This window comes from Okeanomitos corallinicola TIOX110 (assembly GCF_038050375.1).
GTDB lineage: Bacteria > Cyanobacteriota > Cyanobacteriia > Cyanobacteriales > Nostocaceae > Okeanomitos > Okeanomitos corallinicola.
The window spans coordinates 34,946-58,502 of the sequence record NZ_CP150886.1; the positions used below are offsets into that span (position 1 = coordinate 34,946).

Genomic DNA, 23,557 nt, shown 5'->3' on the forward strand with positions numbered 1-23,557 from the left:
ATAAATACTCTTAAACAATTAAACATTGACTATTTATGTAAAGTTGTTTTCCCTTTTCAGCAAGTTATCAATAATAATTAGTGTAGTTGTGTATTTGCAAATCAAATAAAAAACTGAAACATAATTAATATGTTCCAGTGTTTAACCCATATATACTTAATTAGTTACTTTCGTTTGCAACTTTATAAAACAGACTTAAATTCTATCTAAAAAAGTCTAGTTATTCTATTTTCACCTAATTCTAGATTATCAATTCCTGGTATTGATAATGCACCAATCAGCAATAAGAAAGCTATATTAATTACTTCTGGACTGCGTGCCATTTGCGGAAATAAATGAGTTATAACTGTAAGATAAGAAGCTGCTGCAATTACTCCACCACCACTAACACCAGCAGCTTCTTCCGGTGATATTTCAGTGAATAAATTATTCTTTTCCATTTTTTGATTATGTTCTCATTCAATACTGTAGCCAAGCAAAATAAAAGTAAAAGGATAAAAATTGACCCAAAAATTTGATGATAAAGGTGAAACAGATGAGTTTTCTATTTCACCTTATTTGAATTATTCACTTCCTCCTTATAGTTCAGTTTCAATTTCAGCTTTCGGCAATTTTAAAGTGGTAGATGGAAGATTACACCTTGTCTTTAATACCCGTACCCTACTTTCAAGACTCAGATTTTTTGAGTTTTGTATGAACACGCTAATTAAGTTTAACTAAAGATCACTCTCTATTGATTAAACTTAATTAGCTCGTTTTTATCTCAATAAGAACATGGTCAAGATATTACCTGTTATTACGTCTCCTACAATACTAGGATGAGATTTAGAATTAGAACGATGAGAATTGTCAGAGTAACTAGGAAATAAAAAATGTGTTATCGTTAAGGCGGAAGCAGTCTCAACAAGCCCAAATCCACCACCACTACCACCACTAACAAAGGAAGATTCTTCAACAGCAACTTGGGTAAATAAAGCGTTATTTTCGATTACTTGCATGACTCAATACTCCTTGATCTTTAATTGATTTGATTTGCTTTCAGCTAGTAGTTGATTGCTTTTGTGTAAGCCCCTCAACCGCTTGCTTGTTTATAGAATAGCTAGGAATCAATGATTAAGTCATTTATAGTTTCTGCAAACTTAATTTCCAAATTTCCACATCTATATTTCCGAAAAATACACGCGCTAATTATCTATATAAATTCAATATTCAAAACTCTCTGCGATTGGGTTTATAACGGTGAAGATTCCCCCAACCCTCTTTTTAAGGGGTCGCCAATACATGGGTAAGGGTTTAGCATTGCTAAACCCCTACGATCAATCTATAAAGTTATTTGTTAATTTATATGAAAAATATGAGTCAATTTTACAGTTAATGGATATAAAGACTATTTATAATTGGAATCTAGATACCAAGCCAGTTTTATTCCTGACTCCTGACTCCTGACTCCTGCTGTAATACAGTTGTTATATCAGTTATGAATAGTTATTGACTAAGCGATCGCTGATTTCGGTCAAATGTTCTTGAGTATTAACTGGACATCTTGGTAATGGAAGTTCATTATTAGGCCACGTATCCAAATAAGAACAAGGACATAATGCTGATGGTGATCCCATTGTTTTTACTGGTACTGGCATAGTACAACGTCCACAAGGTAAAACTTCCCACGTAGGGGTGAGCAGTTCGGCTATGGTTTCGTGAGTACCTTCTAAATAACAATCACGAGCTTCTAAGGAAAGAATTGTTGCCCAACAGTCTTCAAATTCTGAACTATAGCGATCGCCATCCAGAATTCTATTAGGTAAAAAGCTGCGATCACTGTTACCGACTATAACTTTTTTCCCTAATTGAAACCAGTGAGCAAGATATTTTTTGACTTCTTGTTTATTTGCCATATAATCATTTTAATCTTATGATCAGGAATTTTACCTGGTGAATCTTTAATTTAAATTAAGATTTAATGCTCGGTAGAGAAACACCTAAAACACTGAGATCAAGAGCATAACCGCCAGTAACCAAGTAAACAGTGTTACAAACTGCACTTAATCGGCGGACTAAAGTACCAAGGCGATCGCGGAATTTTCTACCCACAGGATAAGCTGGAACTACACCCCAACCCGTCTCTTCTGCCACAAATACTAAATCTGCTTCAGCTAAAGGTAGTACTGTCAATAAATCTACTGAGGTTTTCTCCCATTCTAAATCGTCCTTGTCCAAAAAATTAGCTACCCAAGTTCCCAAAGAATCAACCAAAATCAAACTATCAGGTTGAGCTTTACTCACAATAGCTGTAAGTTCTATAGGTGCAGAAACAGTCAACCAATCTTGTGGACGACGTTGTTTATGTTTTTCAATCCGTTCTTGCCACTCCTGATCATCAGGATACTCCATAGCTGTTGCTACATAAGTAACGGGTTTCCCGGATTGTATTGCTAAATCTTCTGCCCATTCACTTTTCCCTGAGCGTGCTGGACCGGTTACTAAAATAACTTTACTCATGATCATATTCCCATAATTTTTGTTAACTGATTCCTAGTTGCAGTTCCACCTCTCATCCACTAATATTTTCTCCAGATGCAATGTAGACAAATTAGAGCCTTGATTGATTGGCTATCGGCTATCAGCAGTCAGCTGTTTAGAAATTACAACTATCTATATTAAGTGATTCACAAATTTCTCAAACATTCTCACCCCTTTACCTGAGCTTAATTGAAGGTTTTCCCTCAGTCATTACCAAAAAATTCTCGATAACTTTCCGCTCTTAGCCCAGTGTTCATAGAAAGTATTTAATAGTAGCAAACACGTTTTTTGGATTTGTTTATGAAACCTAGTTTAAAACGCATTGAGGCAACTTTACATGATTTAGGAACAAATAACAATCAATTATCACCAGAAACATCAGAGGGAAAAAAGCGACCCTTTTCATTTAGGATCAGTATTGGCGCAAAAAAAAATAATAACAAGAGCCAGTCACCGGAAAATCAAGACCACAACACAACAGATACAAATACATCTCCAGAAATATCTGCTCAATCAAAGCAGGATTTATATCCTCAGAATAATTCCGTACAAGCGTTTTCTGTCGAAGTAAATCAAGGTAAAACTCCCAACTTACCCAAATTTAAAACACCAAACTTTAGTAATCATCGGCACGGTGCAAATCCTGGGTTTGCCATGACTCTACTACAAGAAATCCAAGAAACAGTAGCAAACTGGCAAATAGAATTACAAACAATTCTTCAACAAATTCAGGATATTTACTTAGAAGGCCCGGTGATAAATGGTTGGTTAGAGTCTATCACCACCCAAGGACAAGAACCAGCAGGAACAGCTACCCTGCGTCATGCAGAAGTAGAAAAACTGATGGATTATGTCCAGGAAATCTGTCAACCCAGTGAAAAAGCATCCAATCCATCCCGTACAGGCTACCGTCTCTGTGGGGTAGATGCTGCTGGTAAAGTCTGGTCTCGTCCATGTCCAGTGGATCAAGTTCCCAATGTGAGTATGGCAATTGCCAGGTATCAAAAACTACGTCAATTATTTAGCCGGAAACAATATTTGGAGAATCGCTTGAGTCAACTAGCAGAAACTTTGGTCAACTTACATAGCAACATCCAGGACAGTCATAAATAAAGTAATTATGAACAAAATACAAAGTTTTTATAAACCCAGCAGCAGTATAAATACTGTTGGTATTATTGGCGAATTTTAAGGTAGATTAACAAACAATAGACAACTGTAAAATATTAGATATTTGCTGCTCAAAACTTGCAATATCAATCAAGACCATGCCAGATATACAGATTTCTGCCATTATTTGTACTCACAATCGAGATACCTATTTAGGTGCAGCGATTGACAGCTTATTGGCGCAAGAGTTGAGTGTTAACTTTGAAATTGTGGTAGTAGATAATGGATCAAGCGATCGCACCCGTGAAGTCGTAGAACAAAGATCCCACCATCCACAAATTAAGTATATTTTTGAACCCACCATTGGCTTATCAGTAGCTCGTAATACGGGAGCTAAAATAGCCAGTGCAGAAATTCTGGCTTATCTAGATGATGATGCGGAAGCCAGTCGCCAATGGCTGCAAGTTTTATACAACGCATATCAAGAAAATCCCAAACTAGCGATCGCCGGGGGTAAAGTTACCTTGATATGGCCACCAGACACCCAACCACCAAAATGGTTATCATCAGGACTATCAGCCAACTTAGGAGCTTATGATCTGGGCAATGAAACCCTGTACATTCAACAACCAGGTTTAACCCCCAGAGGCTTAAACTACTCCATCCGGCGTAGTTTTTTAGATCAAATAGGCGGTTTTGATCCCCAACTAGGCAGAGTAGGTAAAAACTTACTCTCCAACGAAGAACTACAAATGACCGAATTTGCCCTCCAGCGCAGTTGGCAAGTAGCCTATATTCCCGCCGCCCTAGTAGCCCACAACGTCGCCCCAGAAAGGCTAAAACCATCGTGGTTTTTTAACCGTGGTTGGTGGCAAGGTGTCAGTGAATGTTACAGAGAACAACTAGCCGGAAAAGCAGGTATTGGGCAAATACAACGAGGTAGCGAAAAATTTATACGTGGATTATATAAATCCTTACAATACATTACTGATCCCGCCGAAAGATTTGATAAACTGGTTTATGCTTATGGTCAGATTGGTTACTTAAACGCCGTCATACATGGTCTGATCTTTCAAGCAAACAAAAAATAAATTAAACTAAAAAACAGTAAAAAAAATATTATGTCATCTAAAATTCCAGTTTCTGTCCTCATTCCCGCCAAAAACGAAGAAGCAAACCTACCCGCTTGTTTGACTAGCTTACAAGTAGCCGATGAAATTTTTGTAGTTGATTCCCAAAGCAGCGATCGCAGTATAGAAATAGCCGAAAGTTACGGTGCAAAAATTGTACAATTCAAATTTAACGGCAGTTGGCCAAAAAAGAAAAACTGGTCACTAGAAAACCTCCCTTTTCGCAACGAATGGGTATTAATAGTTGATTGTGATGAAAGAATCACACCAGAATCTTGGCAAGAAATCTCTGAACTAATTCAAAAAGATGAATGTGAAGGTTACTATATCAATCGTCGCGTATTCTTCTTAGGAAAATGGATTCGTCACGGTGGTAAATATCCCGATTGGAATTTGCGGTTATTTAAGCACCAAAAAGGAAGATACGAAAACCTCAACACCGAAGACATCCCCAACACAGGCGATAACGAGGTTCACGAACACGTAATTTTAGATGGAAAAGTCGGGTATCTTAAAGAAGATATGCTCCATGAAGACTTTAAAGACTTGTTTCACTGGTTAGAAAGACATAACCGCTATTCCAACTGGGAAGCCCGCGTTTATTATAATTTACTCACAGGTCAAGATAACAATAATACTATTGGTGCAAATTTCTTCGGTGATGCTGTACAACGCAAACGTTTCTTAAAAACCGTATGGGTAAGATTACCATTTAAACCATTCTTACGATTCATTTTGTTTTACATTATTCAACGTGGTTTTCTAGACGGCAATGCCGGATATATCTATGGGCGTTTATTAAGTCAATATGAGTATCAAATAGGAGTTAAACTTTACGAATTAAGGACTTTAGGCGGAAAACTAAACGTAGCTAACACATCAACATCTGTTCCCAAAACCATAAATCAAGAAGTAGAAGAAACGGCTATTTAAGTCATTAGTTATTGGTCATTGAGAACAACTATTACCCATTACCCATTACCCATTACCCATTACCCATCACAAATGACCAACGAAAAACCATTTGTAAACTTACAGAAATATGAGCAATCTGGGTTTGATCGAGGTCGTCCCGGTTTGTATGTTTTATTATGGTGGTTAGTGCAAGCGATCGCCTTTCCCCTTACTCTCCATAACCTCAACTTTCTTCGTTGCACTTTACTGCGATTATTTGGGGCAAAAATTGGTAAAGGTGTAGTTATTCGCCCCACAGCCCGCTTTACCTATCCTTGGAAAGTAACAATAGGTGATTACAGTTGGATTGGTGACGACGTAGTGTTTTACAGCTTAGATCAAATTCTCATCGGTGAACATTGCGTCGTTTCCCAAAAAAGCTACCTCTGCACAGGTAGTCATGATCTCAAAAATCCCAATTTTAGCTTAAAAACCGCCAGTATTACCATCGGTAATGGTGCATGGGTAGCAACAGACTGTTTTATTGCCCCAGGGGTAAAAATTGGAGCAAACGCCGTCATTGGTGCGCGTAGTAGTGTATTTGCAGATATGCCAGCAGGTCAAGTGTGTTTGGGAACTCCCTGTAAACCTCGATATCCGAGAATTATGGAAAGTGACAGGTGAAAGGTAGAAGGAGTAGAGGAAGATGAATGACACAATCCCCAATTCCTATCTGAACAAAAAATGATAAATTTTGCAGTTTTTATTAAAATCCAAACAACATTAAGAAACTTTCCCACCAAGAAGATTGGAATTGTTCCGTAGTAATTTCCATCTTTTGACGAATATTTTGAATATTCCAGTTAGTTAACTGGGCCAAAGTTTGCGCTTCTTTCTCAAATCGTTGAAATAATGATTGTCTATATTTCCTACCCGCAGAACATTCTAATTCGCCTGTAAATGGATGTTGTAAAACATAACGTCCCTGAAAAGATTCCCGGTTAGAAGTTGTTTGGAACATCAAATCTTCAGGGAACTTATTACGAGTGTAGCGAACGTGTAAACGAGTAATATAAACATTATTAGCAATGAAAGGACGACCAAAACCAGGTCTAATTCTATTATTACCATCACCAAAATTATCTAACCAGAATACACCAGCTTCCTTGAGTTCTTCTGAGTTAAGAGGTTGAGCAGAACAAGGATCACAACTACCCATATCCCAGGCATATTCTAAAAAAGCTACTTTTTTATCTTCTTTAGTGTAAGAATTTTGAAACATGGATTTATAAAAATCACCAAATTCATTCTTCACAAACACAGGAATATTAACATTTGAAGGAACTTTAACAGTGCGATAATTAGTAACTTCTGCCTGTCCTTGGGGTGAAAGAATGTAAACAATTAAATCTTGCTCACTTGTAGAATTAATCATCCCCAAACGAATGGGTAACATAAACTTAGGTGATTCATAGGAAATTTGTAAAGGTCGTAAAAACTGATAACCAGATTTTTCAAACTTATCTAAATTCACCTTAGCTACAAAAAATTTCATCGAGGAACGAATGTAAGGTTTTAATAATTGATTTGCTCCCCTTGGCATTTTATAACCATTGCGATTTAACCAAGTTTCCAAACCATTAGATTCCTTAGCACTGAGGACTAAAATATCATATTCTCCCACATTAAACTTGGCCTCAACTGTTACCCCTAAACTCCTATCTGCAAAGGAACTTTCATTTTCCATTGTTCCCCTTGTAGCGGCCATGGGTGCTGGTATTGACCGTAATTTTTCCATTGGGGAACAAGGATCTTCATCAAAGTATTCTACTAATCTGGGCGCACTAAAAGCATCTAATCTTTCCACAATATTCGGTTTAGCAACTCTGACATCTTCTTCCGAAATTACTGTTGGTACAGGCACAACCATCGCAAAGTCTTTAACTTCACCTTGAAAGTCATTAGCCATTGTTAATACGGTTTTATTCTCATCCCTGGCGATAATTACCTGAGAGGCTTTGTTATACAATTTTGTATCAGCTTTGGCAACATAAAAACCACAAAAAGCTAAAGCTGTAGGGGCAAAAGATAAAACTGTGAAAAGTACGATTAGTAAGGGAATAAATAAGCGAAGTTTTTTCATTTTTTTGGAATTGGTAATTGGTAATTATTGATTAAAAGCTGAAAATTTTGGATTATGAATTTTCTATCTGCATCCAAGCAAATCTTGGATAAAACCAAAGACTATCAATGAGAATTGTTAAAGGTGCAAGGGCAAATAAAGCCCAAAAAACAGCGGTAGAAAGATAAAAGTAATTACGCAAAATAAAGGTAGTAAAAGCAATACAAACAGCCCAAATAATCCGCCCAAAGGTAGCATTAGGAATAGAACGGGGATCTGTCACCATAAATAGGGCAAATAATAACAAAGAACCACTCATTAAACGATGAAAATAAACATCCCAAGTCCAACCTAACCAAATATTACGCACAGCTTCTAGGAGAGAATAAGTACCTAAAAAAGCAGCGGTGGTATCCCAACGGCCAACTTTTTTTAAAATCATGCCCCCAGTACCCACAAATAACAGACAATACCACCATTCTTCACCCCATTGACCAGGAGAAACCCAAGCATCAGGGGTTAAGGCTAAAGCGGAAATAATACCAAAATTGGCAGGGTTGAAAAAATGTTTGTTATCAGATTGGAAAATAAATTTACTACCTATGGCTGTTGTAGCGGCTAAAACCATAGTTGTCCAGTGGTCAGCCCGTAGTAGTAAACTTAGTCCTAGAGCGGTAATTAAGGGACTACGGAAATTAAAAATTGTTTGTTTGTGATTTATTTCCGTGCTGGTTACTAAAGACCAATGACTAATGACTAATGACAATATCAACTGTGTTGTTAAAGAAGTTGCGATCGCAATTAAAATCAATTCAGGCCGTAATGTCCAGTCCCTAGTCCCAATTCCTAAAATTAGGAATAAGCTGAGAAATACTATTTGATAGTCTCGAATATCTTTGAACATGATCACTATCTGCGGATTTAACCTTAACTTTTCATTAATTTAGACTATAGTTAAGACAAATCGTCTTCTCGTTACAGAATTTGTTACAAGTATTGATTTGAGTACAGCAATAATATATGCTTTGTCCAATATGTCAATTGTTCAGCTGGACTTTTTTACCGGATTCATCCAAGTTTCTAAACGACCAAAGATTTGAGAAGTAACTAGAGTTAAACATAAATAGATGACAGCTACCGCAGCGTAGATTTCAAACGCTCGATAATTTTCTGCAACTATTAACTGTCCTTTTCTGAATAATTCTTCAAAGCCAATTACAGCCACTAAACTGGTATCTTTTAATAAACTAATGAATTCATTTCCTAATGGTGGTATCATTCGCCGGAATGCTTGGGGAAAAATTACATACCGCATCGTTTGTGCAGGATTTAAACCTAAAGAAAAAGCCGCTTCTGTTTGTCCAGTTTCTATTGATTGAATTCCTGCTCTGACAATTTCAGCGATGTAAGCAGCACTATTTAATGTTAAGGCTATGACTCCAGCAAATAAGCGATTTATTGACCAGGTAAAACCTAATTCTTGAAAAAATGCTGGCAAACCGAAATATACCATAAATATCTGCACTAATAAGGGTGTACCTCGGAAAAAATCTATATAAGCTCTAGCTAACCATTGTACAGGTTTAATGTGAGAAAGGCGAATAATACCAATTAAAGAACCAGATATTAAACCCAGAAAAACTGATAAAAATGCTAGTTGCAATGTGACAAATACACCATTGAATAAATTCGGTAAAGATTGCCAGATTAAGCTCAATGAATTTAGTCTGGCTTTTTCTTGATTTGTAAATGGTGTTGTTTCTGGTAATATTGGCGGTGTGGCATTAAACCATTTTTGATAAATTTGTTGATACTTGCCGTTATTTAAAACTTTGGATAAACCTTGATTGATTAAGGATAAATAAGAGGAATTTTTGGCAGTAGCAATTCCGTAGAATTCCTCTGTTAATAGTTTTTGGATAACTTTGATGCCTTGCAAATTACCTGTATTTATGGCATATAAGGTTACTGGTTCATCATTAATCACAGCATCTACATTACCATTCGCTAATTCTTGTAATGCTAATGGTGCAGAATCAAAACTTATCACCTCCGCACCCGGTATATTTCTGGCTGTTTGGGCGCCAGTTGTACCAATTTGGACAGCAATTTTTTTATTTTTAAGACTGGCAAAATTTTTGATTTCTGTGTTATCTGTGCGTGTAGCGATCGCCAATCCAGCTTTAAAATAGGGACGGGAAAAAGAGATTGTTTTCGCTCTTTCTTCTGTAATTGTAATAGAACTAATGGCTGCATCTATGGTTTGTGCTTGCAGTGCGGGAATAATACCATCAAAGGGTAAACTTTGAAATTCTACCTGGAATTTAGCAGCAGTGGCGATCGCTTTGATTAAATCCACAGAAAACCCTTGTAATTCTCCACCTGTACCCTGAAACTCAAATGGTGGAAATGTCTGATCAGTACCTATCCGTAAGCTTTTCTCAACTATGGGATTAATGCTACAACTAGCTAATAGCAAGCAAGTGAAGCTCATCACCAAACACCAACGTAACCATCCCACAAACACCATTTTTACCCTTTCAGCTAATCAGTTTATGTATATTCCAAATCTAACCATAGATGTTTAACTACGATCAGCAGGAGAATTTTCTGATTGTTGCATAGATATGGAAATGATCACTAGCTGAAAATGGTCAGAAAACTCGCAGCTTTCACCTACAGAAATTCTCGTAAAAACTCAAAGGGGTTATCTTCCCAACATGGTTCTGGCCCTAGCCAAACCAGTTTACTTTTAATTTCTGCTTCAATTTCATCACCATCATCTCTGTCAAATAGTGAGTTTAGCACTTCCCAGTCCCTTTCTCTGAGGGTACTATACGGGGAACTTTCCACCTGTAGATCATTAGGGTAATTCAGAAGCACGGCTTTAGTTGAATTTTGTACTAAATGGGCATATCTATTAATAAACCAAGAATATATTACCCTGAATACTCTGATGATAATGTGATGTAGATCATAATTCACTCAGAATATTTATGTAGTTTTGCTAAGAAATTTCTAGAATTAAATATACAGCTTTTTGCGGGTTAATAAACTGTAAAATCTGGTAATTCTACGTAAGAATAGACATATTCTACTGCAAACACCTCAGCAAAGCATTTTCCTATACAAGAATATACTTCTAAACATTTGATACCAGGAATCCATTCGGCTAAACTACCAACAGCTTTATCAGTGATCCCACAGGGTACAATGCGCTCAAAACCTGACAGATCAGGACAAACATTTAAGGAAAAACCGTGCATTGTCACCCAACGACTGACTTTAATACCGATGGCTGCAACTTTGCGTCCTTCTAACCACACACCAGTTAATCCGGGAATACGTTCCCCATGTAAATCATAATTTGCTAAAACACGAATTAATACTTCCTCAAGTTGGCGCAAATACCAATGCAAGTCTTGACGATAACGACGCAGATTTAAAATTGGATACCCAACAATTTGTCCTGGACAGTGATAGGTAACTTCTCCACCTCGTTCAATTCGATGCACATCATAGTCACTTTTGTCAAGATCAAATTTGAGAAATTCTAAGTTTGCCCCTTGTCCCAATGTGTAAACAGGGGGATGTTCCAACAAGATGAGTACATCATCTAAATCAGGGTTTTGGATACGTTCGGTAAGTAGCGATCGCTGCCATGCCAGAGCATCTAAATAAGCTACTAACCCGATTTGATATAAAAGACAGCGGTGTTGTTGGAGTTGCATACTACGAATCATTCTCAAAATCAATAGGGTAAATGAGCAAGTTTTTTTAACAAAAGCAAGAATAAAGTCAACAAATGTCAAGCAATGCAAAGGAACATCAAGGAAATATACTTTAGGAACAACAAAGTGCTAGTTTGAATATATAACCTCAATGGTGTTGGGAGGAATTATCTGCAAGGAGCAGCCAGCCATAACAATAGGAATAAATGGAATGGCTGATGGCATTTTCAGAAGTTGTTTACATCTATCAGGAGAAAAGCTTCTACTCAGGCTGGCAATTATATACACACATATACAGCGAGCCGATCACAGAAGAATCAGAGCAATTACTTCTAGATTCGTCAAGTTTGCTCTCACTCAGATAAATAAGACAACTAAGACTGATTTTCAGATACTTCTTTTGAAAACCGATTGTCTGGGATAACTTAGACACCAGCACAGAGATTAACAAGCTAAATCAAGGCTAGAGGTAGTTATAATAAAGATGCAGGAACTTAACAGGAAATACAAAAGCCGTAAATTCAAACCATTTCAAAATTTGTATTGGCGGCACTGATAGAACTTACCGCAAACTCTGTTCACACAAACACATTCACATCACACCAAATATAGAGCGGGAGAGTTTACATGAAGCTTGTCATTCACGGTAAAAATATTGAAATTACTGATGCTATCCGCGAATATGTGCATCAAAAGATTGAGAAAGCCGTTAATCACTTTCAGAACATAACAAACGAAGTTGATGTGCATTTGAGCGTAGCTCGCAATCCGCGAATTAGCACGAGACAAGCGGCTGAGGTAACTATTTATGCAAATGGTAACATCATCCGTGCGGAGGAAAGCAGCGAGAACTTATATGCAAGTATTGACTTAGTAGCAGATAAAATAGCTCGTCAACTGCGTAAATACAAAGAAAAACGACAAGAACACAAAACCCAGCCTATACCAACAAATGGGGCAGTTATTCCCGAACCTGTAGAAGATTTAATAGGCGATCGCACCCCCGAACTACCAGGAGAAGTAGTCAGAACTAAGTATTTTTCTATGCCACCTATGACAGTTGCAGAAGCACAAGAGCAACTACAACTGGTAGGCCATGACTTTTATATGTTCCGTAACGCCGATAGTGGAGAAATTAACGTTATTTACGAACGCAACCACGGTGGTTATGGAGTGATTCAACCCCGTAATGGTAACGGACATACCAACGGTAAAAACGGTAAAACAGCCAACGTTGCAGTATCAGAAAAGTCTAGTGTTTGAAGTGAGGTGACAGGTGACAGGTAAGAGTTTTACCCATTACCTATTACCTATTACCTATTACCTATTACTACGCAGCTAGTTGTTGCAACTGTTTCAAGGTTTCCTCAACGTGACCTTTAAAGTTCAACATTGAATCAAACACATATTGAACAACTCCGTTTTGGTCAATCACATATGTCACCCGGCCGGGGATGAAACCAAAAGCGGTAGTTGCACCGTATAACTTGCGGACTTTATCACCTTGATCACTTAAAAGTGTGAAGGGTAAATTGTGCTTGGTTGCAAACTTTTGGTGAGAGTCGCTAGAGTCTCCACTCACGCCAATTACCTCTGCACCAGCACTTTTGAAGACTTCATATTGATCTCTAAAAGCGCAAGATTCCGCAGTACATCCAGGGGTGTCGTCTTTGGGATAAAAATAAAGGACGACAGCCTTTTTACTGCGAAAATCTTGCAAACTGACCTTAGAACCGTTTTGATCAGGTAAATTAAAATCTGGTGCGGTATCTCCAATTTTTATAGCCATATTCAAAAATTCAACATTCAAACTTTACTTAATAAAATTTTACCTTGTCACTTCATAGATAAAGAATTTATGCAATATTTATGCAATATTTAGAGAATAACGAACCACAGAGACACAGAGAACACAGAGAAATATAATTGCTAGATAAATATTTCTTGTATTTCTTGATAACTGACATCAACGGGTGTAGGGTAGAGATTTATTAAAAAATTTCCTTTCAATTATGCGTCTGACTTCACTTGATGTTTTTCGTGGTATCACTATTGCGGGTATGATTCTTGTCAATATGGTAGGAGTTGCAGATGATAAATACCCTCTTTTAGATCATGCTGCGTGGAATGGTTGTACACCTACAGATTTAGTATTTCCATTTTTCCTATTCATTGTTGGTGTAGCAATGACTTTTTCTCTCTCAAAATACACACCAGAGAATAAACCAACTAAAAAGGTTTACTTTCGTATTTTTCGCCGTGCTGCTATTCTCTTTTTTTTAGGATTATTACTTAACGTTTTTTGGAATCAAGGCGTTTGGACTTTCGATGTTAGTAGTATTCGTGTGATGGGAATATTACAAAGAATTAGTTTAAGTTACCTGTTTGCATCTTTAATAGTTTTGAAATTACCTCGTAAAAGTCAATGGATAGTAGCCGGGGGATTACTAATATTTTATTGGTTAACCATGACATTAATTCCTATTCCTGAATATGGTGCGGGAGTGTTAACTAGGGAAGGTAATTTTGGGGCTTTTATTGATAGATTGATTATTCCTAAACAACATTTATATGCTTGGGATGATTTTAATTCTCTGGGAGATCCCGAAAGTTTATATGGGACAATTACGGCAACAGTTAGCGTTTTAATTGGCTATTTTACTGGAGAATGGCTTAAAGATAGAAAACAAGCCGATTCACAAACAAGTATGGATTTAGTATTGTTTGGTTTGTGTTTTTTAGTAATTGGCATTATTTGGGATGTAGCATTTCCTATTAACAAAAAACTGTGGACAAGTTCCTATGTTTTATTTAGTAGTGGTTGGGCTTTGATGTTATTAGCAGCTTGTTATGAATTGATAGAAGTGAGATTAATCAAACGCTGGAGTAAACCATTTGAAATCATGGGATTAAATGCGATCGCTCTTTTTATTGCTTCAGTAATGTTAATCAAAGTTACCGCCAAAATTAAAATTGGTACAGGTGAAAGTGCCATTAGTATTTACAATTGGATTTATCAAAACATCTTTGCATCTTGGGCTGGAACTTTCAACGGTTCATTTTTATTTGGAGTTGTTACCCTTTTATTGTGGTATGGGGTAGCGGTTTTAATGTATCGGAAACAGTGGTTTATTAAAGTGTAAATTAAAATCCTGTGGGATAGGCATCTTGCCTGTCCTAATTCTACTTTCAATTTATTCTTGTAATTCAAAATCAACCTTATCATCGGAAGTTTAAATGAACATCTCCTAAACTTTTAAAATTTTTCATTTTAGCTGATATGAGTTTAAAAGTCATAAACATCTCCTATATATAGTAAGTCTAGTGAATAAGTAAATGTTTTGGCTATTAAAACTAGAAATTACGAATTACCTGAGTCTGTAATTTTGCCACCATTTCCGCACGAGCAGAAACTCCCAACTTTTTAAACATTCTTTTTAAGGCTTGTTTAACAGTATTTTGACTAATCCAAAGTTGCGTAGCTATTTCCCCATTTGTTAACCCTTGAGCGACTAATTCAGCAATTTCTAACTCCCGTGCGGTCAGGGGAGAATCAACAGGTTTGGATGGTTTAGGTTGACTGCGGAGGGTAGCAATTTTGGCAGATAAATGAATACATAAAGCACTTAAATCAGCTAAGTCATTAGCATTAAAAGGTTCACTACCAGGATCACGGGCAAAATTTAAAGTACCTACCAAATGTCCATCACAAACTATCGGTCCAGTCATTACGTGTTCGTGACGAGTACAAAAATTCTTCCAGTCTTCTGGTGATAAAATTAGTTGTTCATGGGTGGGTGCATGACGTTCTAAAACATAGCTACCAACGGGGTTAGCTTCTAAACAAACCGCAGGAATTTCAGGAATTTCTATTGATGTTAATAACTCACTATCAAGAAAAGAAATACCCCAATGTTGCACACCAAAATGTTCGCCAATAGTATCCATTAGAGCTTGTTGTAATTCTTGCTCATTATCAATTTTGGCGATCGCTTCAAAAATGGCGTGGAGTGTTTTAGTCATAAGAGTACCCACTTGGGGACTATGCGAACTTAGATAATTACTTCTATCCTAATATTATCAACGATAAAAAGCTATTATCATTCGTAGCCAGAGGACAAGCATCATGACAGTTACTCAAATCTCTGCCCAAGAACTTTTCCGGGCTGCATATCAAAACCGTTATACTTGGGATGAAAATTTTCCTGGTTATACCGCAGATATTACTTATAAATATGAAGGCCAGGAGTTCACTGGAAAAGTTCGTATTGAAGCTAATCTCAAATGGGAAGTTACGGAAGTAGAAGACGAAGCAGCTAAAAAAGCTATTGATAGCCAAACTTGGGAAATTGCTGTTCACCGCGTCCGTCGCAGTTTTGAACAAACCCACGGTGAAAATAGTTTTAGCTATGGTGAAACTGATGAAACCGGTGCTGTAGAGATTTTTGTGGAAGGAAAATCAGCCGGCGACAAATATAAAGTTCGCAATGATGTAGTTAGTCTTGTTCATCGTCATATTCATGGAGTTGTTGTGACTATTAACACTTTCAGCATTCACGAAACTGGTGCAGGATATCTATCTCACACCTATGATTCTGTGTATCATGATCCTAAAACTGGAGAGCAAAAAGGTGGCCGCAGTGAGTTTACAGATGAATATGAAAAAGTAGGCAATTACTACATTCTCAACCGTCGTGAAATTCGCACCGAAACAGAAGGAAATATCTCTATTCAAGAATTTATATTCTCTAATCTAGAATTGCTAGGCTAGGCTTTTTTTGAATAGTAAATAATCATAAATATCTCTGATTTCTGTAGGGGTTTAGCATTGCTAAACCCTTATTTTTAATCAACTAACTTATGAATATTATCCTCCCAATTTGCCCCATCAAATGGCACAATTTCAAAATTACCAATCACATCCCCATCTAAACATCTGACATTCACATCAATACAGTCAGGATGACTGCGAGGAATATAAAAAGGATGAATTCCACAAACTTGACAAAATTTATGTTTAGCAATTCCCGTATTAAATTGATAAGTTGTTAAAACATCCTCACCCTGTAACAAAGTGAATTTATCCTTGGGAACAATTAAATGTAAAAATCCTTTTTTACTACAAATAGAACAATTACAATCATCAACTTTGTGGTTATCAACCTCTACCCGAAATCTCACCGCACCACAGTGACAACCACCCTCATAAATTGCAGGTTTCATATTTTTTATCATCCTTCTTCATCTGCGTTTATCTGCGTGCATCCGCGTTCAACTAAAGATACTGAGATAACAACCCAATAAAAACCCCAGGTATTTCCAGATGTGGTAAAATACCAGTCTCAGGTATACCTTGAAAATTCCTAATTACATCCTTATTTAAACTAGCTAATCTTTTTCCTAACTCAATATTAGTAAACTGCGCTGACTCACCCCAAAATATTACAGTATTAACTGTTAACTGGGGAATATATAAACTCAAATCAAAATAAAGATCACCCTTCAAAAAAGCTAAAGCTGCAAACTTAGCATCAGGTTTTTGTGCAGAAGTTAAATAAGCTTCTACTATTTCTTGAGTTAATCTTTCTGGTTTTGCAAACAGAAAACTTCTTAAAAAATTACTCACAGCAACTTCATTTTCTGCACCCAAACCATAAATTAAATCATCTAAAAACGGTGTATTAATTAGTGGTAAAGGTAATCTTCTTCCTGAACCTTGGCCAAAATCATCAAAACCAGAAGGAGAAACCAAAAACAAACCCTTAAATAAATCAGGTTCAGCAACAGCAAGACGAATTACAAAAGCAGCAGTTAAAGAAGAAGCTACCACCGTTACAGGTTGATTGCAACTTTTGTGAATAAACTCACTAATAGTATTCAAATAATCTTCAATTTGGTAATCTTTAACTGGATGATCAGAATCTCCCCAACCAATTAAATCCGGTGCTAAAATCCGATATTGATTAGCAAAAGCTGGATAAACCTTAGACCATTCAAAAGCAGAAGCACCACCACCAAAATTATGTAAAAATAACAAAGGTGGCAATTTTTCCACATCATCAATATGCCAAGGTTTAGCTATTTGGGTATAATAAACCATAGTACCCAAAGAAGTATTAATTACCTTTTGACCAAAACCAGGAGGATGGAATTTCAACATCATATATAAGTTATGAATTAGGAATATTATCTTTATTCAAATGCACAATTTGATTCAGGTTATCACCACTGATATTATAGGCTGCACCAAAACCAACCACAAAACGTCCTTGAGTTGGTGTCAGTTGAAAAATCCTAAAATCAGCCAAACTACGTAACACATCAATAATATCACCAAACCGTTCTTGAAATTGATCAACGATTTGCTGCCATTGTTCAGTTTCCCTGGCAATTAAACTTGCTTGACAATCAAAACTCAAGCGACGACGGGCAAAAATATTAGCCGTTTTACCTTCATCTTCAATAAATAAAACACTAACATCAGGATTAGTTTGAATATTAGTAGTGTGAGTAGATAAACCACTCACATAAATATAAATATTTTTCGATTCATCCATCACAAAAGGAGTATAACTAGCATTGGGAATTCCCTGAGCATTTACCGTACTAATAATAATGCTGGCAAATTCTTGAGAAAATTTTTCATACTCAGCTTGGATTTTTTCTAACTGACTCATAAACCATAAATTCCTATTTAGCTGTTAGTATATGATTATAATATAAAATTGCCGTAATCATAAAAAATACATTCATCAAACATGAGTAGTGACCATGAATAAAAATAATCAGCCTCAATCTAAATTATGTAGACTCATTCAAACCCTCACCTACTTTGAAGTATTTCCGGCTTTGAATTGGGTACAAAACATATTTCAAAAAAATCCTTCTCAAGATCATCAAAATCAACCAAATGGGAGAAAAATTATGGGTTTAATTTTAGTAGCAGGTGCAACAGGTGGAGTTGGTAAAAGAGTAGTCAAAAAATTATTAACACAAGGTTATCAAGTCCGTTGTTTAGTCAGAGATATTGACAAAGCGCGGTCAATTTTAGGTAATGATGTTGATTTGGTAGTAGGAGATATTACCAAACCAGAAACATTAAATAACCTAGTGATGAGTAATATTCAAGCTGTAATTTGTTGTACAGCAGTGCGAGTTCAACCAGTAGAAGGAGACACAGCAGATAGAGCAAAATATAATCAAGGGGTAAAATTTTATCAACCAGAAATTGTTGGAGATACACCGGAAAATGTAGAATATCAAGGAGTCAAAAATCTAGTTGAAGCAGCTAGACGAAATTTACCAAACAGCGATGAAAAAGTAATTTTTGATTTCACCCAACCATCAGCAGAATTAAAATCACAACTTAAAAACATTTGGGGTGCATTAGATGATGTGGTCATGGGTGGTGTAAGTTCTAGTAATTTCAGTATTTTAGAAAAAACTGCTTTATTTGCAGGTAATGTTTCCACTGCAAACTCTGGTGGTTTTGCATCTGTGAGAACTAAGAATTTTGACCCAGCAATTAATTTATTAGGTCATACCGGAGTCAGATTAAGAGTTAAAGGTGATGGACAACGTTATAAAATCTTTTTAAGAACCGAATCAACCTGGGATGGAGTAGGTTATAGTTATTCCTTTGATACCGTAGCTAATAACTGGATAGATGTAAATATACCCTTTGCAAATTTAACCCCTGTATTTAGAGCAAAAACCGTTAAAGATTGTCCAGAGATTGATAAAAGTAAAATTTGTTCCTTTCAATTAATGTTAAGCAAATTTGAATATGACGGTGCATTAAATCCTAAATTTGCACCTGGTAGTTTTGGATTAGAAATAGAATCAATTAAAGCTTATGGTGGTGAAGGTTTACCACAATTTGTGTTAGTTAGTTCTGCCGGTGTTACTCGTCCAGGAAGACCAGGAATTAATTTAGATGAAGAACCCCCAGCAGTGAGATTAAACGACCAATTAGGAGGGATTTTAACTTGGAAATTAAGAGGAGAAGATAGTTTAAGAAGTAGTGGAATACCTTACACAATTATTAGACCTTGTGCATTAACAGAAGAGGAGGGAGGCAAAGAATTAATCTTTGAACAAGGTGATAATATTAGAGGTAAAGTTAGTCGTAATGATATCGCTGAACTCTGTATTCAATCCCTTACACAACCAAAAGCTAAAAATATCACTTTAGAAGTCAAACAAGGAGAAAATAACACTAACTCCATCAACTGGGAACAACAATTTTCTAACTTACAACGTGACCCAGTTAATTCTAGCATTTTCTAGGTTACTAAAATCATAGTCTATCTGCGTTAATCCGCGTTAATCTGCGTTTAATTTTTTATTTCCATAGATACCCAAAATTTAAAATAAATTGGGTATCTGTGTATTTAACTTCAAAGTCAATATTTATGAAGTATTTAAAAATGGCTAAAAAATTGGTTTTTACAGTTCTAACTGGAATCATAGTCACAATTATAGGAATTAGTATTTTTTCCCATCCTGCAATATCACAACAGGTAGATTTTCGCGTTAATAACCTAGAATCTGATGTACGTCGTTTAGAATTGCGGTTAAATCAAATAGAATTGTTAATCAATAAAAACTCCCAGATTCCAGTATCTAGAATTAACCGAACTCCTACTAAAAAACCAAATTTACAGAGGAACTTATCACAGGTAGAAAAAGATAAGATGTTTAACAGATTATCAACTTTATTTGTGGAATTAAAGCAGCAGGTAAATGGTTTAACAAATCGGGTTGTTAAATTGGAGTCGGGTAAGTAAGAATATATCTACATTTTTAGATTTTTACCTGCGAGACATAAATTGCAGCCAATATTTGTTTTATGTCGCAAGTGAAGAATAAGGAGTAATTTGATTTAAAATTTCTCCTAAACTTCTTTTAGCTTCCATAATTTCATAAGCATTTTCCAATCTTAAAAAATATCCTTCCGAAAGTCTAAAATAGCGACAAAGACGCAAATCTATATCCGCAGTCATAGGAAGTTTACCTGTAATAATTCCTTGAATAGTAGGATGAGGTAAACCTAAATTATTAGCTAAAATATTTTCGCTGATGTCTAATTCATCTAAAAATTCATACTTTAAAATTTCACCAGCATGGGGATTATGCAGTAAGTTATTTTCCATGAGATTTTCTCCTAATGGTAATCCACTGTTTCTACATTATAAGCATTGCCATTTTCCCAAATAAAACAGATTCGCCATTGCTTTGTAATACGAATACTGTATTGTCCTATTCTATCACCAGACAGAGCTTCTAAGCGATTTCCTGGAGGAATACGAAGATCATCTAAATTAGTTGATGCTTCCAATTGTCGCAATTTGCGTAAAGCGCGTTCTTGGATATCTACTGGTAATTTTCGTGAACTTACACCCTGCCATATTTTTTCGGTTTCTTTACAAGCAAAGGAAACAATCATTACTTTTAATTATTTTGTCTCTGTGATGTATAGTTTTGTTATTATACTGGTTTCCTGATCATAATGTATTAAAATATAATTCAAATATTATACTTCCTTCTGTTCAAATATGAGCATTTACCCTGATTTCCAAGCACAAGGTTATCAAGTTATTAAAGAACTAGGGCGTAACAGAGAAGGTGGCAGAATTACTTGGTTAGCAACAAATATTAACACAGGGCAACAAGAAGTAATCAAACAATTTTGTTTTGCTCAAGCGGGTTCAAATTGGTCCGGTTTAGAAGCCCACGAACGAGAAATACAGGTACTTAAAGGATTAAAACATCCTTGTATTCCCAGTTATTTAAGTTCTTTTGAAACATCTGATGGTTTTTGTCTAGTTCAAGAATATATTGATGCTCCAAATTTAGCAGAACCTCGCAGTTTTTCACCAGAAGAAATTAAACAAATTGCAGTTAAAGTTTTAGAAATTCTGGTATATTTACAAAATCGGATTCCGTCGGTAATTCATCGAGATATTAAACCAGAAAACATTTTAGTAGATGAACAAATCAATGTTTATTTAATTGACTTTGGTTTTGCTCGTATTGGTAGTCAAGAAGTTGCTGGAAGTAGTGTATTTAAAGGAACTCCTGGTTTTATTCCCCCAGAGCAAATGTTTAAACCCACAGAGGCTACAGATTTGTATGCTTTGGGTGCAACTTTGGTTTGTTTATTAACAGGAATTAAGTCAACAAAAATAGATCAATTGCAAGATGCAGATGACCCTTATTTAATTAAATTTCGGCATCTTTTACCCCGATTGAGTCTACGGTTTTTAGATTGGTTGGAAAAGATGGTACAACCGAAACAAAAAGAACGTTTCCCTAATGCAGAAGCAGCTTTAGAATCACTAAAGCCACTTGATGTCATCCGTATTCCAATAGTTACTCTAAGTCAAACATTACTAGAATTTAAAGCACAGAAATTAGGGGAAAAAATAAACCAACCCATTACAATTAAAAACTCTGTACCAGATACTTTATTAGAAGGTAGATGGGAAGTTGCACCTCATCCTAGTGATCCTCCACATACTCCAGATTATCATGCTTGGATTTCGGTGACACCTGCCAAGTTCAAGCGCAATAATATTGAATTTCGTATTCAAATTGATACTAAGAATTTAATGGCACAGAAAGATTATAAACGTCAACTGATACTATATAGTAATTCCTATCCAGAGAGTCATCTTTTAACAGTGAAGGTACAGACAGCAGATTTACCCATTGAGAATGTGGGACTGAGCTATTGGGGTTTAATAAGACTGTTTTCTGTAGGTGTTTTTACATCTATCGTTATGGTTTGGATTATAGGTTTTTTCATCAGCAATCCTTCTTCATTCTTAATATGGTTATTGGTCGTTATAGTGCTTATCTCTGTGTTGACGGGTGGTGTTATGACTATGAGTTTTATATCTTTAGTGTCTTTACTAATTTTAGCTCTTGTGTCTGTTGCCACATCTCAGAAATCTGCTGTTGTGGAAAAAAATGATTCTGCTGAAGACCCATTTACAATTATGCAGGTGCGACTTATTCTAGGATTTGGAGCTAGTGTAGGAGCAGGAATAATAATAGGCTTTCTCAATCCATTTATTTTATTGGCACTAACCGGAACAAGTTTATCTGCACTTTCTATGCTGCTTTATTCACCCCTAAAAAGACGTAAGTTAATTGCTAAATATCGTAAGTCTGAGGAATCTTTAATCAAGCCCTGAAAATGTCAGAATCAGGATACCCAGGATTTAAGGATTTTCGGGATAACGAGATTAAATATGTTTAATACTTACCAACAGCTTTAATAACCAACCCATTCAAAGCAATTACCAAAATTTAATTGACAAATATCACTAATCATAATTAACATCGAATTAGATGCTAATTAAATTTGCACTCATGATTAACCTTGCCAAAGATATACATTCCCTCACCGAATTTAAGCGTAATACCACTGAATTTCTACAACAGATTAAAAAAACAAAACACCCCTTAGTTCTCACTGTCAACGGAAAAGCCGAGTTAGTGGTTCAAGATGCAGAATCTTATCAAGAACTTTTAGAAGCTGCTGAATTAGTAGAAACTTTAAAAGGCATTAAACTGGGACTAGAACAAATGCAGCGTGGTGAAGGTAAAAAAGCCGAAGATTTCTTTAATGAATTGTTTAATAAAATAGACAATCCCCAATGAATGAGAAATATCAAATCATCATCCAACCAGAAGCAAAAAAAGTAATAGAAGAAGCTTATTTCTGGTTTAGTGATATTTCTCCTCACAAAGCTAGAACATGGATAGAGGGATTATATAAATCTATATTATCCCTAGAAAAAATGCCTTATCGTTGTTCTTTAGCATTTGAAAATGAGTTTTTTGAACAAGAAATACGACAATTTATATATGGAAAGGGACGAAACGCCTATCGAATTATTTTCACCATTGTTGATGATAAAGTTGAGATTATTTTCGTGAGACACGCTGCTCAAAAACCGATGAGCGAGGAATCTGAATAACTAATATAGATTGGGTTAAGTGATAGCACAACCTAACAAAAATCCTGCAAATCCTAGACA

At 36.0% G+C, this 23,557-nt stretch carries 28 protein-coding genes; 12 read left to right on the plus strand and 16 right to left on the minus strand.

Going from position 1 to position 23,557, the window contains the following annotated elements; genetic code table 11:
• Positions 1-206: 206 nt before the first annotated feature.
• The 4 genes from WJM97_RS00160 to cobU all read right to left on the minus strand — a co-directional run bounded on the left by WJM97_RS00160 (position 207) and on the right by cobU (position 2,499).
• A complete protein-coding gene (locus tag WJM97_RS00160) occupies positions 207-440 on the minus strand; it encodes a hypothetical protein (protein WP_353931067.1) in 234 nt (77 codons plus the stop codon).
• A gap of 318 nt (positions 441-758) precedes the next feature.
• Positions 759-998 (minus strand): hypothetical protein, encoded by a 240-nt coding sequence (locus WJM97_RS00165; protein ID WP_353931068.1) that lies wholly within the window; start codon positions 996-998, stop codon positions 759-761.
• A gap of 477 nt (positions 999-1,475) precedes the next feature.
• The gene (locus tag WJM97_RS00170; RefSeq protein WP_353931069.1) at positions 1,476-1,895 is read right to left on the minus strand and encodes a hypothetical protein; all 420 of its coding nucleotides are present in this window, start codon (positions 1,893-1,895) and stop codon (positions 1,476-1,478) included.
• A 55-nt stretch (positions 1,896-1,950) separates the two neighbouring features.
• On the minus strand, positions 1,951-2,499 hold the full coding sequence (cobU, locus tag WJM97_RS00175; RefSeq protein ID WP_353931070.1) for a bifunctional adenosylcobinamide kinase/adenosylcobinamide-phosphate guanylyltransferase: 549 nt from the start codon (positions 2,497-2,499) through the stop codon (positions 1,951-1,953).
• Between the two features lie 321 nt (positions 2,500-2,820).
• On the opposite strand from cobU, the gene WJM97_RS00180 reads away from it, so the two are divergent.
• The 4 genes from WJM97_RS00180 to hpsU all read left to right on the plus strand — a co-directional run bounded on the left by WJM97_RS00180 (position 2,821) and on the right by hpsU (position 6,338).
• A complete protein-coding gene (locus WJM97_RS00180; RefSeq protein WP_353931071.1) occupies positions 2,821-3,633 on the plus strand; it encodes a hypothetical protein in 813 nt (270 codons plus the stop codon).
• 155 nt (positions 3,634-3,788) lie between these two features.
• Entirely contained in the window at positions 3,789-4,721 is a 933-nt protein-coding gene (locus WJM97_RS00185) for a glycosyltransferase family 2 protein (RefSeq protein ID WP_353931072.1), read from the plus strand.
• A gap of 30 nt (positions 4,722-4,751) precedes the next feature.
• Positions 4,752-5,693, plus strand: a complete 942-nt coding sequence (locus WJM97_RS00190) for a glycosyltransferase family 2 protein (RefSeq protein ID WP_353931073.1) — start codon at positions 4,752-4,754, stop codon at positions 5,691-5,693.
• A 72-nt stretch (positions 5,694-5,765) separates the two neighbouring features.
• Entirely contained in the window at positions 5,766-6,338 is a 573-nt protein-coding gene (gene hpsU, locus WJM97_RS00195; protein WP_353931074.1) for a hormogonium polysaccharide biosynthesis acetyltransferase HpsU, read from the plus strand.
• 82 nt (positions 6,339-6,420) lie between these two features.
• Here hpsU and WJM97_RS00200 read toward each other — a convergent pair whose 3' ends face one another.
• From WJM97_RS00200 to lipB, 5 genes are all read right to left on the minus strand, one after another.
• Positions 6,421-7,797, minus strand: a complete 1,377-nt coding sequence (locus tag WJM97_RS00200) for a DUF2330 domain-containing protein (RefSeq protein WP_353931075.1) — start codon at positions 7,795-7,797, stop codon at positions 6,421-6,423.
• Between the two features lie 52 nt (positions 7,798-7,849).
• Positions 7,850-8,683, minus strand: a complete 834-nt coding sequence (locus tag WJM97_RS00205) for an RnfABCDGE type electron transport complex subunit D (protein ID WP_353933246.1) — start codon at positions 8,681-8,683, stop codon at positions 7,850-7,852.
• A gap of 138 nt (positions 8,684-8,821) precedes the next feature.
• Positions 8,822-10,306 carry an ABC transporter permease subunit gene (locus tag WJM97_RS00210; protein ID WP_353931076.1) on the minus strand — a complete coding sequence of 495 codons (1,485 nt, stop codon included), beginning with the start codon at positions 10,304-10,306 and terminating at the stop codon, positions 8,822-8,824.
• A 146-nt stretch (positions 10,307-10,452) separates the two neighbouring features.
• Positions 10,453-10,653 carry a hypothetical protein gene (locus tag WJM97_RS00215; protein ID WP_353933247.1) on the minus strand — a complete coding sequence of 67 codons (201 nt, stop codon included), beginning with the start codon at positions 10,651-10,653 and terminating at the stop codon, positions 10,453-10,455.
• 170 nt (positions 10,654-10,823) lie between these two features.
• Positions 10,824-11,519 (minus strand): lipoyl(octanoyl) transferase LipB, encoded by a 696-nt coding sequence (gene lipB, locus WJM97_RS00220; RefSeq protein ID WP_353931077.1) that lies wholly within the window; start codon positions 11,517-11,519, stop codon positions 10,824-10,826.
• 615 nt (positions 11,520-12,134) lie between these two features.
• Here lipB and raiA point away from each other — a divergent pair.
• Positions 12,135-12,770, plus strand: coding sequence for a ribosome-associated translation inhibitor RaiA (raiA, locus tag WJM97_RS00225; protein WP_353931078.1), 636 nt, complete (start codon positions 12,135-12,137; stop codon positions 12,768-12,770).
• A 67-nt stretch (positions 12,771-12,837) separates the two neighbouring features.
• Here the strand turns inward: raiA and WJM97_RS00230 are convergent, their stop codons facing one another.
• Positions 12,838-13,296, minus strand: coding sequence for a peroxiredoxin (locus tag WJM97_RS00230; RefSeq protein ID WP_353931079.1), 459 nt, complete (start codon positions 13,294-13,296; stop codon positions 12,838-12,840).
• Positions 13,297-13,519: 223 nt separating this feature from the next.
• Here WJM97_RS00230 and WJM97_RS00235 point away from each other — a divergent pair, with 223 nt between their 5' ends.
• Positions 13,520-14,650: an acyltransferase family protein gene (locus tag WJM97_RS00235; RefSeq protein ID WP_353931080.1), complete on the plus strand. Its 1,131-nt coding sequence runs from the start codon at positions 13,520-13,522 to the stop codon at positions 14,648-14,650.
• A gap of 211 nt (positions 14,651-14,861) precedes the next feature.
• Here the strand turns inward: WJM97_RS00235 and WJM97_RS00240 are convergent, their stop codons facing one another.
• On the minus strand, positions 14,862-15,530 hold the full coding sequence (locus tag WJM97_RS00240) for a LuxR C-terminal-related transcriptional regulator (protein WP_353931081.1): 669 nt from the start codon (positions 15,528-15,530) through the stop codon (positions 14,862-14,864).
• A gap of 103 nt (positions 15,531-15,633) precedes the next feature.
• Between WJM97_RS00240 and WJM97_RS00245 the strand changes: the two genes are divergently transcribed.
• A complete protein-coding gene (locus tag WJM97_RS00245) occupies positions 15,634-16,278 on the plus strand; it encodes a DUF3386 domain-containing protein (protein ID WP_353931082.1) in 645 nt (214 codons plus the stop codon).
• Positions 16,279-16,352: 74 nt separating this feature from the next.
• Here WJM97_RS00245 and WJM97_RS00250 read toward each other — a convergent pair whose 3' ends face one another.
• Genes WJM97_RS00250 through WJM97_RS00260 form a run of 3 tightly spaced genes read right to left on the minus strand, consistent with a single transcriptional unit; the run spans position 16,353 to position 18,184 of the window.
• Positions 16,353-16,742, minus strand: coding sequence for a GFA family protein (locus tag WJM97_RS00250; protein WP_353931083.1), 390 nt, complete (start codon positions 16,740-16,742; stop codon positions 16,353-16,355).
• A 40-nt stretch (positions 16,743-16,782) separates the two neighbouring features.
• Positions 16,783-17,667 carry an alpha/beta hydrolase gene (locus WJM97_RS00255; protein WP_353933248.1) on the minus strand — a complete coding sequence of 295 codons (885 nt, stop codon included), beginning with the start codon at positions 17,665-17,667 and terminating at the stop codon, positions 16,783-16,785.
• 10 nt (positions 17,668-17,677) lie between these two features.
• Positions 17,678-18,184, minus strand: a complete 507-nt coding sequence (locus tag WJM97_RS00260; RefSeq protein ID WP_353931084.1) for a pyridoxamine 5'-phosphate oxidase family protein — start codon at positions 18,182-18,184, stop codon at positions 17,678-17,680.
• A 94-nt stretch (positions 18,185-18,278) separates the two neighbouring features.
• Between WJM97_RS00260 and WJM97_RS00265 the strand changes: the two genes are divergently transcribed.
• Together WJM97_RS00265 and WJM97_RS00270 are read left to right on the plus strand one after the other, a co-directional pair.
• The gene (locus WJM97_RS00265; protein ID WP_353931085.1) at positions 18,279-19,796 is read left to right on the plus strand and encodes a CIA30 family protein; all 1,518 of its coding nucleotides are present in this window, start codon (positions 18,279-18,281) and stop codon (positions 19,794-19,796) included.
• Positions 19,797-19,921: 125 nt separating this feature from the next.
• Positions 19,922-20,296, plus strand: coding sequence for a hypothetical protein (locus tag WJM97_RS00270; protein ID WP_353931086.1), 375 nt, complete (start codon positions 19,922-19,924; stop codon positions 20,294-20,296).
• 60 nt (positions 20,297-20,356) lie between these two features.
• On the opposite strand, the gene WJM97_RS00275 is transcribed toward WJM97_RS00270, so the two are convergent.
• Together WJM97_RS00275 and WJM97_RS00280 are read right to left on the minus strand one after the other, a co-directional pair.
• Complete coding sequence (locus WJM97_RS00275) at positions 20,357-20,662, minus strand: HigA family addiction module antitoxin (RefSeq protein WP_353931087.1); 306 nt, start codon at positions 20,660-20,662, stop codon at positions 20,357-20,359.
• An 11-nt stretch (positions 20,663-20,673) separates the two neighbouring features.
• Positions 20,674-20,955: a type II toxin-antitoxin system RelE/ParE family toxin gene (locus WJM97_RS00280; RefSeq protein ID WP_353931088.1), complete on the minus strand. Its 282-nt coding sequence runs from the start codon at positions 20,953-20,955 to the stop codon at positions 20,674-20,676.
• Positions 20,956-21,064: 109 nt separating this feature from the next.
• Here WJM97_RS00280 and WJM97_RS00285 point away from each other — a divergent pair, with 109 nt between their 5' ends.
• The 3 genes from WJM97_RS00285 (at position 21,065) to WJM97_RS00295 (ending at position 23,497) form a co-directional block, all read left to right on the plus strand.
• The gene (locus tag WJM97_RS00285; protein ID WP_353931089.1) at positions 21,065-22,708 is read left to right on the plus strand and encodes a serine/threonine-protein kinase; all 1,644 of its coding nucleotides are present in this window, start codon (positions 21,065-21,067) and stop codon (positions 22,706-22,708) included.
• Positions 22,709-22,865: 157 nt separating this feature from the next.
• Positions 22,866-23,177 (plus strand): type II toxin-antitoxin system Phd/YefM family antitoxin, encoded by a 312-nt coding sequence (locus WJM97_RS00290; protein ID WP_353931090.1) that lies wholly within the window; start codon positions 22,866-22,868, stop codon positions 23,175-23,177.
• Complete coding sequence (locus tag WJM97_RS00295) at positions 23,174-23,497, plus strand: type II toxin-antitoxin system RelE/ParE family toxin (protein WP_353931091.1); 324 nt, start codon at positions 23,174-23,176, stop codon at positions 23,495-23,497. Before WJM97_RS00290 ends, WJM97_RS00295 begins: the two co-directional genes overlap by 4 nt.
• Positions 23,498-23,557 lie beyond the last annotated feature (60 nt).